The 15,545-nt window shown below is 64.0% G+C and carries 14 protein-coding genes and 1 pseudogene; 8 read left to right on the forward strand and 7 right to left on the reverse strand.

Translation table 11 applies throughout. The features are described 5' to 3' along the window. Positions 1-247: 247 nt before the first annotated feature. Positions 248-1,318, reverse strand: a complete 1,071-nt coding sequence (locus AC3ANQ_RS17655) for an alkene reductase (protein ID WP_488302236.1) — start codon at positions 1,316-1,318, stop codon at positions 248-250. 387 nt (positions 1,319-1,705) lie between these two features. Between AC3ANQ_RS17655 and AC3ANQ_RS17660 the strand changes: the two genes are divergently transcribed. Then, positions 1,706-2,743, forward strand: coding sequence for a serine hydrolase domain-containing protein (locus tag AC3ANQ_RS17660; RefSeq protein WP_488302237.1), 1,038 nt, complete (start codon positions 1,706-1,708; stop codon positions 2,741-2,743). Between the two features lie 60 nt (positions 2,744-2,803). Here AC3ANQ_RS17660 and AC3ANQ_RS17665 read toward each other — a convergent pair whose 3' ends face one another. The 3 genes and pseudogenes from AC3ANQ_RS17665 to AC3ANQ_RS17675 form a co-directional block, all read right to left on the reverse strand. Then, complete coding sequence (locus AC3ANQ_RS17665) at positions 2,804-3,553, reverse strand: hypothetical protein (RefSeq protein ID WP_488302238.1); 750 nt, start codon at positions 3,551-3,553, stop codon at positions 2,804-2,806. A 167-nt stretch (positions 3,554-3,720) separates the two neighbouring features. After that, positions 3,721-4,368: a DUF6318 family protein gene (locus AC3ANQ_RS17670; protein WP_488302239.1), complete on the reverse strand. Its 648-nt coding sequence runs from the start codon at positions 4,366-4,368 to the stop codon at positions 3,721-3,723. A 202-nt stretch (positions 4,369-4,570) separates the two neighbouring features. Next, positions 4,571-4,981, reverse strand: a pseudogene (locus AC3ANQ_RS17675) (hypothetical protein); the annotation flags it as partial. 357 nt (positions 4,982-5,338) lie between these two features. Between AC3ANQ_RS17675 and bioB the strand changes: the two are divergent. From bioB to AC3ANQ_RS17710, 7 genes are all read left to right on the forward strand, one after another. Continuing rightward, a complete protein-coding gene (gene bioB / locus AC3ANQ_RS17680) occupies positions 5,339-6,367 on the forward strand; it encodes a biotin synthase BioB (RefSeq protein WP_488302240.1) in 1,029 nt (342 codons plus the stop codon). 176 nt (positions 6,368-6,543) lie between these two features. Continuing rightward, complete coding sequence (gene bsaP, locus AC3ANQ_RS17685; protein ID WP_488305362.1) at positions 6,544-6,651, forward strand: biotin synthase auxiliary protein BsaP; 108 nt, start codon at positions 6,544-6,546, stop codon at positions 6,649-6,651. Continuing rightward, positions 6,648-7,973 (forward strand): adenosylmethionine--8-amino-7-oxononanoate transaminase, encoded by a 1,326-nt coding sequence (locus tag AC3ANQ_RS17690; protein ID WP_488302241.1) that lies wholly within the window; start codon positions 6,648-6,650, stop codon positions 7,971-7,973. The genes bsaP and AC3ANQ_RS17690 overlap by 4 nt, the downstream gene beginning before the upstream one ends. 8 nt (positions 7,974-7,981) lie before the next feature. Next, entirely contained in the window at positions 7,982-9,142 is a 1,161-nt protein-coding gene (locus AC3ANQ_RS17695) for an 8-amino-7-oxononanoate synthase (protein ID WP_488305363.1), read from the forward strand. Beyond that, positions 9,139-9,819 carry a dethiobiotin synthase gene (gene bioD / locus AC3ANQ_RS17700; RefSeq protein ID WP_488302242.1) on the forward strand — a complete coding sequence of 227 codons (681 nt, stop codon included), beginning with the start codon at positions 9,139-9,141 and terminating at the stop codon, positions 9,817-9,819. The genes AC3ANQ_RS17695 and bioD overlap by 4 nt, the downstream gene beginning before the upstream one ends. Further along, a complete protein-coding gene (locus AC3ANQ_RS17705; protein ID WP_488302243.1) occupies positions 9,816-10,940 on the forward strand; it encodes a cytochrome P450 in 1,125 nt (374 codons plus the stop codon). The genes bioD and AC3ANQ_RS17705 overlap by 4 nt, the downstream gene beginning before the upstream one ends. Before the next feature lie 228 nt (positions 10,941-11,168). Further along, positions 11,169-11,636, forward strand: a complete 468-nt coding sequence (locus tag AC3ANQ_RS17710; protein ID WP_488302244.1) for a very short patch repair endonuclease — start codon at positions 11,169-11,171, stop codon at positions 11,634-11,636. Here the strand turns inward: AC3ANQ_RS17710 and AC3ANQ_RS17715 are convergent. From AC3ANQ_RS17715 to AC3ANQ_RS17725, 3 genes are all read right to left on the reverse strand, one after another. Beyond that, positions 11,578-11,811 carry a PLD nuclease N-terminal domain-containing protein gene (locus AC3ANQ_RS17715; protein ID WP_488302245.1) on the reverse strand — a complete coding sequence of 78 codons (234 nt, stop codon included), beginning with the start codon at positions 11,809-11,811 and terminating at the stop codon, positions 11,578-11,580. The two genes, AC3ANQ_RS17710 and AC3ANQ_RS17715, sit on opposite strands and share 59 nt — an antisense overlap. Before the next feature lie 75 nt (positions 11,812-11,886). Continuing rightward, the gene (locus tag AC3ANQ_RS17720; protein WP_488302246.1) at positions 11,887-13,077 is read right to left on the reverse strand and encodes a 5-methylcytosine restriction system specificity protein McrC; all 1,191 of its coding nucleotides are present in this window, start codon (positions 13,075-13,077) and stop codon (positions 11,887-11,889) included. Between the two features lie 91 nt (positions 13,078-13,168). After that, on the reverse strand, positions 13,169-15,400 hold the full coding sequence (locus AC3ANQ_RS17725) for an McrB family protein (RefSeq protein ID WP_488302247.1): 2,232 nt from the start codon (positions 15,398-15,400) through the stop codon (positions 13,169-13,171). Between the last annotated feature and the right edge of the window lie 145 nt (positions 15,401-15,545).

The following is a 15,545-nucleotide window of genomic DNA, read 5'->3' on the forward strand; positions in this document are numbered from 1 at the left end:
GACTTTACGCCGGCTCGGAGGCCTCGCACGCACTGGGAGCGTCACATTCTGCTGGATCACCTCTCATGCTCGATGTAGTTTCCGGGTGGATTCCGCGTAATTCCGGGGGCTCAGATACCTGCTACCTTGAGTGATCCAGCAGAATCCATCGCCGCGGCCCGGAAATCCGGCCGAACCATGGCCTCGAAGGGCGTTAAACCGCGACGGCGGCACCTTCGCAGGTGCCGCCGTCGTAGTTTCTGGCGTTCTAGTTGGCGTAGAACGGGTAGTCGGTGTAGCCCTTGGCGCCTTCACCGTAGAACGTTGAGGGGTCCGGCTCGTTGAGCGGGAGGCTCTCACGCCACCGGCGCGCCAGGTCCGGGTTGGCGATGGCCGGGCGGCCAACCACCACGGCGTCGGCGTGACCATCTGCCACGAGTGCCAAAGCTTCATCCCGCGTGGTTACTTCACCGAAGCCGGTGTTCACCAGGAACGTGCCCTTGAAGCGCTCGCGCAGGTCTTGGACAAGCCCGCCCTTGGGATCATGGTGGAGGATGCTGAGGTAGGCCAGGTTGAGCGAGGCGATGGTGTCCACCAAAACCTCGTACGTTGCGCGGACATCGGCGGGGTCGGTCTCGGCGATCCCTTGGACCGAGTGCTCCGGGGAGATCCGGATGCCTACCCGGTTGGCGCCTAAGGCTTCAACCACGGCGTTGACCGTCTCGATCACGAACCGGGCGCGGTTTTCCGGGGAACCACCGTAGCTATCGGTGCGAACATTGGTGTTGGGGGCAAGGAACTCGTGGAGTAGGTATCCATTGGCAGAGTGCAGTTCAACGCCGTCGAATCCTGCCTCGATGGCGTTCCGGGATGCCGTGACGATTTCCTGGATCGTTGCGGGAAGTTCATCTGTGCTCAGTTCGCGCGGCACCGGGTAAGGCTTTTTGCCGTTCGGGGTACGGACTTCGCCGCCGATGGCTACGGCACTGGGTGCCACGATCTCGTGACCGCCGGTAATGTCCGGGTGGGAAACGCGTCCACCGTGCATGACCTGGGCGAAGATCCGGCCGCCCTCGGCGTGGACAGCGTCGGTCACCTTCTTCCAGCCGGTGATCTGCTCCTCCGTCACGAGCCCGGGCTGCCCCGGGTAGGACTGTCCTGCCGGCGTGGGGTAGGTGCCCTCGCTGACAATCAGCCCGAGGGAAGCACGCTGCCCGTAGTGTTCCGCGACCAACGGACCAGGAACGCCTTCAGGGCCCGAACGGAGGCGGGTCAGCGGCGCCATGACCAAGCGGTTGGGAAGTTCAAGCTCGCCTAGAGTCAACGGGGAAAACAACATGAGCAGTGCCTTTCAAACGGGAACAGGTCCGCTGGCGGCAACTGCCACGCGCCTGCAACTATTCCTATTGAGGCGGGGATCACATGGCGGCGGCGGTGCCTGGAGCCCGTATTCGGAACACGCAACTGAGTCACGCCCAGACGCGCGGCGGCTCCACAAGCGGTAGTCAGGGGTCGTTCGATCGGCTAAACGGCTGCGGGTATACCCGTCGGAGACGATTGAGCGTAGAACGGTGGCATGCGTGGGTCGGCAGATAGGTGGCGGGGTGGTCGTTGCCTACTTGGGGCCGCATTCGCTGTGGCCCTTGTTGTGGCTCTGGGCGGTTGTACACAGCCCACGCCCGGACCGGGGGCATCCACCGCCACGGCACAGGCGCCGACGGATTCATTGGAACGCGCTGCTCAGCAGTTCATGGATGGCGGAGCGACTTCCTTTGTGGTGCAGGTGAGATGGCCCGGCGGGGAATGGTCCAAGGCTTACGGCGTGCGAAACCTGGACACCAGGGCGCCCGCACTGCCTCAGGACCGCGTATCCGTTGGAAGTATCACCAAATCGATGGTTGCTGTTTCGGTCTTGAAACTAGTCGACGAGGGATTGATCGGGCTCGACGACCCCGTAAATGGTGTCCTCGAGAGCTTCCAATCCACCCTGCATCCGCCCGGGCCGATCACCGTGCGCCAGCTACTGAGCCACACCTCCGGGATGCCAGATTTCGGAGACTCCGAATACGCCAACGGACCGACAAAGCAGGTTGTGAACACCCGGCTCAGCATGCAACAAGCGCTGGAACTCGCCGCGACCCTCCCTTGGGAACTCCGGAGAGTGGGCACGTATTCCTACTCGAGTTCCAACTACATGGCCCTGGGCCAGCTGATCGAGAAACTGCGCGGAAGACCCGTCGTGGAAGTCCTCAAACGAGACATCTTCGACCCCCTGAATCTGCAACACACCTCGCTGGCCGAACCGGACCGTTCGGCGCCGGACAACCTTCACGCCTATGTCATCGACGGGAACGAGCGGCTCGACGTCACCCAATCAGAGTTTCTTGTCGGTTCGCCCGCCGGCGGCGTCATCTCCACCACGCAGGACGTGAACACTTTCTTCCGGGCCCTCCTCCGCGGCCAGCTTCTCTCTCCCGCCTCGCTGGCGGAAATGAAGACGAAGCCCTCCTCATACGGGTACGGTCTGGGCCTGCGGCTGTTTCGTGACGGTTGTTCCGGCAACAACCGCTACGGCCATCTAGGGAGCGTCTACGGGTACCTCACTACCTCCATCACAAGTGCCGACGGTGGCAGCCAGGTCACCATGACCATGTCAACCCCGCCGCTGCCCCCGCAAGACGAGAGGGCAAGACGCCGCATCGACCTGCTTGGAAATCAGATGGAATCAGCTGCCCAGGAAACCCTCGACCGGCTCTGCCAATGATCCGGCTCATAATCTCTGCAACGCCGCCGTTGAATGCTCGCCCAACTCGACGGCGGCGACCTACTTGGGCGGCGCTCCCGGGCAGCCCTCGCCCTGAGGGTTAACGATGCAGTTGTCGGCGTAGTTGCGCGTGATCGACCGCCAGACGCTTACCGTCTGGGGCGGCGAGGCAAACTGACCCGTGCCGGGAATCGGCAGATTCGGACCACCGTTCACGGAGTAGGTGCCGCGGAAGGTGGTAGTCAACACAACGCGGTAGTCATCTGTACCCGTGTAAATATGACTCGTGCGCGTCCTTTCGCCCCATCTTTCCTCCGGAAGTGGCCCGCCCATAGTTGGCCCGGGACCGAACTTCACGCCGTCGCCATAGGCCCACTGGTATTCGACCGGCTCGGCCCTAATCACCACTTTCTGCCCAAGCATGTCGACAGTAAACGTCTGCTCCGAAGCCTCAGCGTAGAAGTTGGTTTCAGCCCCTTTTAGCGTGTGTGGAAATGGCTGAATACCTGATGTAGCAGGAGAGATTGGAAGTTGCTCGAAGTTCGACTGGATCTGGGCGGCGATTTTCTCCAGGACATCAGTCGGCTTTTCCGAATACATGCAGCGGTCCGGCCGCATAGCGGTCCATACCGGTGGATCGAAGGCCTTGAGTGATTCGAACCAGCGGACCGGCCGCCCGTTCTCTCCGTCCTTGCATTCCAATGCCGCCGCGAGACACGCTTTGTCAAAATTGTTCTGACCGCTGTCGAGGCATAGCAGCTCGAATTTGTACTGCTTAGGATCCTCGGCTCCAGCCGCTGGCAAGTCCACCCACGCCCCGCTGCCGGAGTCATATCTCCAAACACCAATGCCGCTTTGACTCCACGAAATATCTGAATCGCCCTGTTCAGCACTTGAAGGCGAGGCAACGAACAGACCTATCGCAACAAGGCACAGACTAACCAGACTCCGGGTTGCAATTCGGACCCACCCAGCCACTAGCTACCCAAGCGGTCAACGTTTGAAGCGAACCATTTGCCATCGACGTATTTGGCGATGACCAGATCACCGAGAACGCCGGAGACCGCAACATTCTGCCCGACGCTCCCATCGGCGTTATGCAAGGTTCCAGCTGATTGTTGGGACTGTACAGCTACCTGGTACTCCCCGCTGACCGTAGCCACGAACTTCGACGTGACAGCCTGAACCTGGATTTTGCTTCCGACAATCCATCGACCGTTGGAGCTCCATTTCTCGATCCCAGGAAAGACCTTGCTACACATCGCGCAGTTAGGGGCTGTGACTTCTCTGACGGGTCCCAATTGGCCCGTCTCAAAACCGTAATTGAGCAGGTCATACCAGTACCTCGCGAACGCCTCCACGCCTTCCTTGCTATTCGCCTTCGCGGCCTCCGGCAGCACCGGGATGGGCACGTTCTCCGCCTTCCCTTTGGCATCAGCCGGCTTGTAGGCAGCAGTCGGGGTGGGAGTTGGTGTAGCTGTTGCACTGGCAGAAGCAGCAGGCGACGCAGATTGCTCGGGCTGCGACTGGCCGCCGTTCCCGCAGGCTGTCAGCGTCAGCAATGTTGCAATGGTGGCTACTACGAAGAGCCGGGCGCGGATGAAATCGGACCTGCGTGGAGTCATGGGTTGCTATCCCCCAGATAGTTTTCAAGACTGAACGTTTCACAAAAGGGTAACCCAATTGCCATCCTTGACTGAAAAGTTATCCACAGGCCCGGGCTCGACTTGCCCGGTCTCCCGCAGACAAACCAAAGGCCTCGACGACGGGACCGCGGCCAGGCCGCCCATCCGTCGTCGAGGCCCATGGGGCCTTTTACCCTGGCGCCTACTTCTGCGCCGGAAGCACCAACTCCCCCGAGTTATCCGTCGACAAGGCGAGCGAAGAGATGAACTGCGGCTCGCCGTCGGGCCCGTCCTGGGCGGAACGGACCATGTCCGGTCGCTCGAACTCAAGGTCCGTCACGTGGCACAGCAACTTGGCGTCGCTCGGGTTGCCGTCGGCGTCGAACATGGGCAGTTCGATACCGTCGTCGGAACGCCGCAAGTAGTCCTTCCCGCGAGTCAGGAGAGCCAGCGCGGGCGGCAACACAAGGGCCAGTCCGACGGCGAAGATCGGCGAGTAGGGCCGAACAGCCGAACCGAAAGCACCAAAGAACACGGCAATCGAAACAACGGCCGATACGAGCATTGAGATAAAGCCGACCGGGTTGACCGCATGAAGCATGCCGGTGACGAAAATAACCACTGCCGCCACCACAATTCCTAGAGCTACGGAAGATTCGACGACGGCGACCCCCTCTGGCGTGCGGCCCGCCGTCGGGGGTTCAAGCACTTGCGTTGTGGTCGAATCGTCAGTCATCCCCGCAACTTTCTTCGTCTGGACATGTTTCCCCTCTGAACATGGCCTTGACGCTATCGACTGGATGAAACCACGGAGTCACCACGGTGTTTCCACGCCGTAACTTATCCAGCGAGTCGGCCGCCAAGATTGCGGCCCCACGTTTGTGGATGTCAAACAAAATCGCGATCCCACGGCCCCACTACCGTCAGGAGGGAACGCACCATTCCCTGCAAGTAGCGGCCGAGGAGCACCATGACCACCCAGCCAAACCCAAGGCGTACGTCCACATATCCGATTCTGGAAACAGCCCGGGAACAAGTCCTTACGAAAGGCGAGGGACTCAACGAATCCCAGTTGCTTGAGATCTTGGAGCTCCCTGACGAAGCGATCCCGGAGGCCCTGCAACTCGCCCATGAAGTCCGCCTGGAGCACTGCGGCGAGGACGTCGAAGTGGAGGGAATCATCTCCATCAAGACCGGAGGATGCCCTGAGGACTGCCATTTCTGCAGCCAATCGGGCCTGTTTGACAGCCCGGTCCGCGGCGTCTGGCTCGACATCCCAGAGCTCGTGAAAGCCGCCAAGGAAACCGCGGCCACCGGGGCCACGGAGTTCTGCATCGTCGCGGCCGTGCGGGGCCCCGACATCAAGCTCATGAACCAGATCAAGTTCGCGATCGACCGCATCAAACAAGAAGTGGACATCAATATCGCCTGTTCGCTGGGCATGCTCACCCAGCGCCAAGTGGACCAGCTCGCCGAATGGGGCGTCCACCGCTACAACCACAACCTCGAAACCGCGCGCAGCTACTTCCCCAAGGTCGTCACCACGCACAGCTATGAGGAGCGCCTCGAAACCTGCAACATGGTCAAAGCCGCCGGCATGGAACTCTGCTGCGGCGCCTTGATCGGCATGGGCGAAACCACCGCCCAGCGGGCCGAGCTTGCCAGCCAGCTCGCGGCCCTCGAACCCCACGAAGTCCCCCTCAACTTCCTCAATCCGCGCCCCGGAACGCCGCTCGAAAACCAAGGAATCATGGACGGCAAGGACGCCCTCCGCGCGATCGCGGCGTTCCGCCTCGCCATGCCACAGACAGTCCTCCGCTACGCCGGCGGGCGGGAACTGACCTTGGGCGATCTGGGCACCCGCGAAGGCCTTATGGGCGGCATCAACGCCGTGATCGTCGGCAACTACCTCACCACGCTCGGCCGTCCAGCCGACGCGGACCTCAACCTCCTCGTGGAGCTGAACATGCCCATCAAGGAACTCCAGAAGTCGCTGTGAACGCCAGCGCCACGGGCACAGATACCGCCACAAACACAGCCACCGACACAGTCAGCTACTGCGGTCTCTGCGGCGAGCCCGCCGGGCAAGGCCGGCCCGCCGCGCAAGGCGACACAGTAACGGAAAGCGAGCGCCCGACGTCGGACGCTCACCAAAGCTGCCAGCAGCGCCTCGCGATGGAACCTCCTCGCTATTGCGCCACGTGCCGGCGCCGCATGAAGGTCCAGGTCACGCCGCTCGGCTGGGCCGCTGAATGCTCGCGACACGGACGGCTGACGTCATGAGCGTCATCCAGCGAGACGTCATCCAGCGGGATCGGGCAAGTCTCTGGCACCCGTACGCTCCGGCGTCGGGGACGCTGCCCTTGTGGGAAGTCGACGACGCCGACGGCGTTGCGCTGCGGCTCCGCGACGAAAGCGGCCGCGGGCATGAGGTGCTCGACGCCATGTCCTCGTGGTGGTCCGTCATCCACGGGTACCGCAACCCCCTCCTGGATGCCGCGGCGAAACGCCAATTGGGCAAGTTCAGCCATGTGATGTTCGGAGGCCTTACCCACGAGCCCGCCGTCGAACTGGCTGAACGACTTGTGGCGATGGCTCCTTCCGCCGCGGATCGTCCACGGCTGGCGCGGGTCTTCCTGGCAGATTCTGGATCGGTGTCCGTGGAGGTGGCGCTCAAGTTGGCGGCGCAGTTCCAGACCGCCTCGGGGTTCCCCAAGCGGCAACGCTTCCTGAGCATCCGCGGCGGCTACCACGGAGATACCTTCGCCGCGATGGGAGTGTGCGACCCCGTGGACGGCATGCATTCGGCTTTCCCCGGACTACTCGCCGCCAACGTATTCGCCGCGAGGCCACCTGCCGCCGGCGCGCCGCCGGAGGAGATCGCGGAGTGGCGGGCGCAGGTCGAAGGCCTTGCCGCGGAGAACACCAATGAGCTGGCCGCGATCATCGTGGAGCCCGTGCTTCAAGGCGCTGGCGGCATGTTCATCTACGCCGCCGAGTGCCTGCGCATCCTCCGCGAGATCGCCGATCGGCACGGGATCCTCCTGATCCTGGACGAGATCGCCACAGGTTTCGGCCGCACGGGCGAGCTGTTCGCCGCGGAGCATGCGGACGTCGTTCCGGACATCATGTGCGTCGGGAAGGCCCTCACCGGCGGTTACCTCACCCTTGCGGCGACACTGTGCACCGGCGAAGTAGCGGCTCGCGTTTCGACTGGCGGTGCAGGTGCTTTGCTGCACGGGCCCACGTTCATGGGCAATCCGCTAGCCTGTGCCGTGGCCAATGCGAGCTTGGGAATTCTCGACGGCCGCGCCTGGCGCGGCGACGTGTCGCGGATCGGCACGGGCCTGGCCGCCGGCCTCGAAGCCGCTAAGGGGCTCGACGCCGTCAAAGAGGTCCGCACCATCGGCGCGGTGGGCGTCATCGAGTTGAACACGGAAGTGGACGTCGCCGCCGTGACGAGGGCCGCCGTCGGGCACGGCGTGTGGGTGCGGCCCTTCCGGAATCTCGTCTACGCGATGCCGCCCTACATCAGCACGGCGGACGAGGTCCGTCGGATGGCGCACGGCATGGTGGCGGCCGTGGCCGAGGTGCACGGCCCATGAGCAAGTCCATGACCGCATGGTTGGAACAGCAGGCTGCAGTCCGCGAGCGCCGGGGCCTCGTCCGGACTCCCGTGACGCGCAGCGAAGCAGACACCTCGGTGGACCTGGCGAGTAACGACTATCTTGGCCTCGCTATGGACCCCAGGTTGGCCGAGGCTGCCCGGGAGGCGATTGGCCGCTGGGGAACGGGCGCCACGTCCTCGCGCCTGGTTGCGGGCACCACCGAGTTGCACTTGGAACTCGAGGCCGAGCTCGCGAACCTCACTGGCATGGAAGCTGCGTTGGTCTTCTCTTCCGGATATTTGGCCAATCTGGGCGTCACTACGGCACTCGGCGGACCTGGAACACTCATCGTGGCCGACGAACATTGCCATGCCTCGCTGATTGACGGTTTCCGGCTGAGCCGTTCGAGGGTGGAAACGGTCCCCCACAACGATCTCGCTGCAACCGAGCACCTCCTGCGTAAGCGCACGGAACCGAGGGCCCTGATCGCCGTCGAGTCCATCTACAGCGTCTTCGGCGATGCCGCCCCGCTCCCCCGGCTGCTGGCCTTGGCTGAAGATCACGACGCGATGCTCCTGGTGGACGAGGCCCACAGCCTCGGCGTTGCTGGCCACGGAGCGTTCCAGGGGTTCGGTTCTGTGGCTGGAACGGATCTCTCAGGCCATCCCAACGTTGTATTGACGGCAACGCTTTCCAAGTCGCTCGGCAGCCAAGGGGGTGCCGTGCTTGGCAGTGCCCTGCTCCGCGAACACCTCGTCAACAGGGCCCGCAGCTTCATTTTCGACACCGGCCTCGCGCCGTCGTCGGCCGCGGCCGCGCTGGCCGCCGTCGGGATCATCCGCACGGAACCCTGGCGTGCGGCGGCTGTCCATCGGAACGCTGCCAGCCTTACAGCCGGTCTGACGTCGGCGCTGGGCGGCGGCGCCGCCGAACCCGTTGGCGAGTCAGCTGGTCCCGTGCGATCCATCCCGGTGCCTTCTGCCACTGCCGCGCTTGCGGCAAGCCAGGCGGCACACCGGGCGGGTGTCCGCGTCGGCTGCTTCCGCCCGCCATCTGTCCCGGACGGCGTGTCACGCCTCAGGCTGACAGCCCGCGCCACCCTGACGCCCCACGACATCGACTACGCGTGCGCAACGTTGCGCCGCATCCTGGAGGAAACACAGTGAATCTACCCCACATAGTGCTCGTCACGGGAACGGACACCGGCGTCGGCAAGACGATCACGACGGCGGCACTCGCAGCTGCGCTACAAGCTGAGGGCCGCTCGGTGGCCGTGTACAAGCCCTGCCAGAGCGGCGCTGCAGCCGGCGACTCCGACTGCACGGAAATCATTCGGCTGGCCGGACCGCTCACTGCCGAGGCCGGCGTCCTGCTTCAAGAACCCCTCGCCCCGGTGCCCGCTGCCGCGCTGGACGGGGTCAAGCTGCCGCCGCTCGCGGAGCATGCCGCCCGTGTCCGCGAACTCGCCAGCACCCATGACCATGTCCTGGTGGAGGGTTCGGGCGGTCTCCTTGTCGAGCTAGACGCCGACGGCGGCACGCTGGCGGATCTGGGCGGGCACCTTGGACGGGACGCGACTTTTGTGGTGGTTGCGCGTCCAGCGTTGGGAACCTTGAACCACACAGCACTGACTCTCGAGGCGCTGGACCGCAGGGAATTGGCCATCCATGGAGTGGTCCTGGGAACGTGGCCGGATGAGCCGGGCGTCCTGGAACACGGCAACCGGACAACCCTCGGCGCGTTGCGGCCGCTTATCGGGGTGTTGCCCGAGCGTGCGGCAGACCTTCCGCCGGTGACTTTCCGGGAAGCGAGCACGCATTGGTTGAGCGGAGCCTGGTCATGAGCGCGGCTTCTGCCAGCACACAGACATGCCCGTATCTGGTCCTGCGCGAGCCGTCCGTGGTGCGGGAAGTCATGCACCGGCCGGACGACTTCAGCCCGGCGAATGCCCTGATTGCTGTGACGCCTTTGTCAGGGCAGTCCCTCCGTGTGCTTCAGCGTGCCCGCTTCGCTTTGCCGCCGGTGCTGGCCAGCAACGATACCGACTCCCACGCAGGCATCCGCAAGGTGGTGGCTGGATTCTTCACCCCGGCGACTGTGGGCGCTGTGGAGCCGCGGATTCGCGAGATCGCACGGGATGCCGCTGCAACGGCGGTTGGATTGCTGGGGGCTGATGGGCGGGTAGATCTGGTGCAGGCCGTGGCTGCGTACCCGCCGGCAATCGTGATGCTGGAGCTTCTTGGGCTCCCTGTACGCGATCTTCCGGAGTTGAAAGCGTGGAGCCTGGATTCCCTGGAGCTTTTCTGGGGCTGGCCGGACGAGGAGCGGCAATTGGAGCTGGCCGGGAGTGCGGCGGCGTTCTATGGCTGGCTGCGGGAGCTCGTCCTTGAGGCCGTCGGGTCTCCGGGACGTAACCTCTTCAAGTCATTGGCAGAACACGGCCTCAGCACTCCCGAAATCTGTTCCCTCGGCTACTTCCTGCTGATCGCGGGACAGGAAACCACCACCCAGCTCATCAGCACGGCATTGTTCCGGCTTGCCGAGGGGTCCGCCGGCTTTGCTTGGGATGACGCCGCCTCCGGCTCCACGGCGCGCGACCTCATCCGTCACGTCCTCGCGACCGAGTCTTCAGTCCCCACCTGGCGCCGGGTTGCCGCCCGGGACACCGTGCTCGACGGCGAACGCATCCCCGCCGGTGCCGAAATCCTGCTGGAACTCACGGGGAACCACCAGTCGCCAGGCCAGGCTTCGAAGGCCCACGGGCTCGGTCCAACGGCCTACGGGCTGGCCTTCGGCTCGGGGATCCACCGCTGCCTTGGTGCGAAACTCGCGGAACTGGAGGCCGCCGTCGTCGTGCAGGAAACCGCGGCAGCGCTACAAGGCGTTCGCGTGGCAGACCCGGAACCCGAATGGCTCCGCCTGTTGTCCTTCCAGGCGCCGCGGACAGTCAGCGTCAAGTTCTGACGGTCCCCAACCCTCACTCACATCTGCGGCAATTCCTACCGACCGTCACTCACATCTGCGGCAATTTCCACCAACCCTCACTCACATCTGCGGCAATTCCTACCGACCGTCACTCACATCATGTGAGCGACGGTTCGGGAATTTGGCCATATAAGTGAGTGAGCGTCGCAAGAAAAACCCATATAAGTGAGCGAGGGTCGCTGGGGAGGCCGTGCGTAGACTGAGGATATGGGCGAGAGCCGTGACCTGCTGACGCCTGAGCAACGCAGCATGAACATGTCCAAGATCCGGGGCAAGAACACCAAGCCCGAGCTCCTGGTCCGCCAACTCCTGCACGCCAAGGGGTACCGGTACCGGCTTCACGGGCGAACCGCGGGCGGGAAGCTGCCGGGCAGTCCGGATCTCGTCTTTGCAGGCAGGCACAAGGTGATCTTCGTCAACGGATGCTTCTGGCACTTCCACGATTGCAATGCGGGCCGGCATGCGCCAACTGCCAACGCAGACTTCTGGGAAGCCAAACGAAACCGCACCCGGGAGCGCGACGCCGCACAGCGGGAACTGCTTAGAGCCTCGGGTTGGGAGGTTCTCACCGTGTGGGAATGCGAACTGCGGGACCGTTCGGCTTTGGAGGATCAGCTCACGCAGTTCCTCGACGGCGGCCGAACAGGAAGTAGCTCAGCGGCCCAAAGAAGTTGATGAAACACGCTGCCCTCCACAATGCTTTGTTTCCCCGGAGTTGGGCTTTGGGGGTCTTGGAGATGCTGCGTTGTGCCGCCACCAGCAGCGCCAATTGCCCCGCACCCACCAAGGCCACGCCAGCGCGTTGCCCGGGAGTCATTTCTTTCCAGGATTTCTTCTTCTTGCCGCGCATGATGCCTCCGTCTGCAAATGACTGCTCTCTCAGGCTAGACCGACTGCCGCCCGGACGGAACAGGTCCCCGCCGCCTCATAGACGCGCCTGCCGGACCACTTCTCCCCACGACTGTTCGGCGAGGTCGGCGACGGCGGCAAGGATCTCCGCCGGCGACCGCGACAAGTCAAGCGGATACTCGACAATCTCGATGTCCGTGTTGAGGATCCTCCGCAGTTTCATCTCGCCCTTGCCCGCGTAGACCAGCCACGCCGTGGGAACCTGCAGGGCAGTGCAGTAGGCCAGCATTTGGTAGTGGTCCGCGTTGAGCGATGCCCCGGAGTCCGTGGCGGCCTTGTATTTGGTGCCGTACGCCACCACGGGCCTGCCACCCAGGAAATGCACGGCGTCAGGGCGCACTGTGAGCCGATCCGAGTCCCGCACGGCCTCGTTGAGGGTGGCCCCGTATTGAAGCCGCATTTCGCCCGGATGTGCGCGCATGGCCTGGCGCAGTGCCACGCCCACGAATTCCTCAAACACGCGGGACATGTCCACCACGAACGAGGCGGTCTGCTGTTTTCCCTCGCCCGCTTCCGCAGACGCATTGCGCAGGATGAGCTCGGCCAAACGGAGCACGGGGTGGTAGCGGAGATTCATCCGGTTGGCTTGCCACCTCGGGAGGGGTGCTCCGGACTGCAGCCGGGTGACGGCGTCGAGCTTTCCCTTGAGCTGCCGCAAGCGGCTGAGGACGTTCTGCCGCACGCCGGGTACCTTGCCCATCCGCTCAAGCGCGGCGCGCAGAATACGGTTTTCGGCAATGTCCTCGGTGAATTCGTCGTAGGAGACTTCCAGCGGAACCAGCATCCCTGGGCGGCGGGAGATCTGGTCCGAGATCCGGATGCGGCCCTTGACCGTCCGGAGGGACTCATCTACGGTCAGGTACCCCTGCAGCGGACCGCGGCTGAGGGCCCGCTCGGCCAACTGGGCTAGGGATTCCGCAAGAGCGCTCCACAGGTCCTTGTGCTCGACGGCGGCCACGGAGTCCTCGCGGAAACCTTGATCCCCGGCGTAGCTGAGCAGGAACAGCAGCCGGCTCAAGCCCAAGCGGTCTTTGGGCCGTACCTCGAACTGGACGGTCGGGGTGCGCACGGAACCGACCTTGCCCACGGGCTCGATCCGGTAGAGGCCCATCCCCATGGGCGAGGCCTTCGCGAGCCCGCTGGAGTTGAGGAGGGCGGCGATGTCCGGATCAAGCTTGTCCACCATGCCGCCGGAGAGCTCGTCCATGACGATGTGCCGGACAGACGGGACCTTCGTGGAAGCGCGCGCGGCAGGCCGTGCGATACCCGGTGCCCGGACCGGCCGGGGTGGAGATGCCTTAGCGGGCCGCAAGTCGACCCAACAACTGGTCCAGGCCGAAGCGCTCCTCCAGCTGGGCCCGATTCAGCTGACCGTGGTAGTGCTCCTCCAACAGCGGCATGAGCTCGTACTTCCAGATCCGCCGCAGCCCGGCCGGGTTCTGGGCCGCGTTCTTCATGAAGTAGGACGGGCCGATCATCAGGTCCCGGTCCCAGTCGTCAATGGAGTCGTTCAAAGCATCAAGCAGGTCCGCGTTGAGGGTGTCCAGGCCGCGGGCAGAGAGGAACCGCCTCAGTGAGCCGCGGATCGGTTCCACCTTCGGGTGCAATTCAACGAACGCGAAACGGCGGCGGATGGCGGCGTCCATCATGGCGATGGAGCGGTCCGCCGTGTTCATGGTGCCGATGATGTAGAGGTTGTCCGGCAGGCTGAACGGCTCGTTGGGGCTGTACTGGAGATAGATGCGGTCGTCCCGGTATTCCAGCAGGAAGTACAGCTCACCGAACACCTTGGCCAGGTTTGCCCGGTTCATTTCGTCGATGATGAGGAAGTACGGCTTGTTGGAGTTCCCAGGCTTCGCGGCTTCTTCCGCGAGACGCCGCAGCGGCCCGGCCACGAGCTTGAACGAAACCTGGCCGTCGTCGGTCTTGTCCGGCCGGAAGCCCTCGAAGAAGTCCTCGTACGCGTAGGACGGGTGGAACTGCACCAGCTTGACGCGCTCATCGGTGCTGTCCCCCGCGAGTTCGGCCGCCAAGTGCTTGGCGAGGTAGGTCTTGCCGGTTCCCGGAGGGCCGTAGAGCACCAGTTGGCGGTTCTCTTCCAAAAGCTCGGCGATCTCCGTGAGCGGCTCGAGCTCCATGTGCAACGACGCAGCGAACTCTTCCGTGAGGGGGCGGAACCCTTCAATCACGGGCACGACGACGGTGTCCGGGGCGGCGGCCTCCTCACCGTCGGATTCGGCTTCAGCGGGCAGGAGCGACTGCAGCGACTGGATGACCTTGGTGACGTCCACGACGATCCCCGGGGTGGAGAGCTGGCGTTGGACGTGCCGTGGAGCTTCCGCGATGGGGTGGGTCTCGTCGAACCAGCGCACCTTGCGGCGGAGCCGACGGTTGTCTCCGTTGTGTTCCGGTTCGCCCAGGACCACGCCGATCCTGACGGCTCCGGAGCTCTGGAACAGTGCGAGGTCGCCTGGCTTCATCACAGTCAGGAACGCGAAGACAGCGGTCTTGGTGTCTTCCCGCTCAACGTAGCCGAGGTGTTTGTAGTCCTCGTCCACGGCGTGCTGGACCACGCCGGCTGTGACGCCGGGGGTGAGTTCGCGGAGGTGCTCGACGTCGAGGGTTGCCTTTTCTTCGTCCTGCCAGGCGGCGAGGAGCTCGGCGGCGTCTTGGTGCGTGCGCAGCAGCCAGGCACGGCGGCCGGGATCTCCCACTTTGCGCCACTGGCTGACGAGCTGCCGATCGTACCAATCGATCCGCTGGCCGGCCTGTTCGTCCAGGTGCAGCCGGATCCGGTGGACGTCCGCGGTGATGTCGTTTTCGGTTTCTCCGTGGGCGCCGCCCACGAGCGAAGCGAAAGCGTCCCGGATTTCGCGCCGCTCCACGTCAGCCACCACAGGCTCGAAGTAGCTGGGCCATGCCAAGTATTCGATGCTGCGCCGGATGGCTGCCTGGTCCTCGGGCGTTGCGGCAGCGAGTTCGTGGAATTTCAGCGGGTCCTTGAGGGCTTTGGTGATGCTCGCGTTGGACTGTCCGTCCACGTGCGCCACGAAACGGCACAGCCAAGTGAGGTGGTCCCAGATGGTCCAGTTGAACTCTGCGGTCCGGTCACGGATGACGCCGTGATCGGTCATGTCCTGGTACAGCTCCTTGGGCAGCTCGAGCCCGGGATCAAGCCAGGACGCGGCCTCGGCAACGCGGGCGCGCTTCACCTTCAGCGATTTGACCTCGTGCGCCAGCGGCAGGGACTGCAGGAAGAGGAGTTCGACGGCGAGCAACTTGGCCTCGCGGGAGGCTCCTTCCAGGTTTTGGCGCAGGTTGGTCATCATGGGCGCTTTGGAGTCTCCGACGCCGCGTTCCAACCGCTCCAGGAGCTCTGCGGCGGCGTCCACGGTCCAGGTGCGGGTGCTGGAGTCGAGCGCCGAAGCCTTGCCTTGCAGCCCCGGACCCAGCACGAACCACGCGGCATCTTCGATCTCCTTGGAGATACCGGGGGCACGGGTCAGTGGTGTTTTGGTGGAGGGAGTCACCCTGCCAACTTACATGGTTTGGCAGGGTGACGGCATCAGGAAAGTCGGCGTCTCCGCCTCATGCGCCCCACCTCATGTGTTCTGCCACATGCGTCCCGCCTCTTGCCTTCTGCCGCATCCGTCCCGCTCCGATTTGCTCCGCGAA

This window comes from Arthrobacter sp. DMZ02-1R (genome assembly GCF_057747935.1).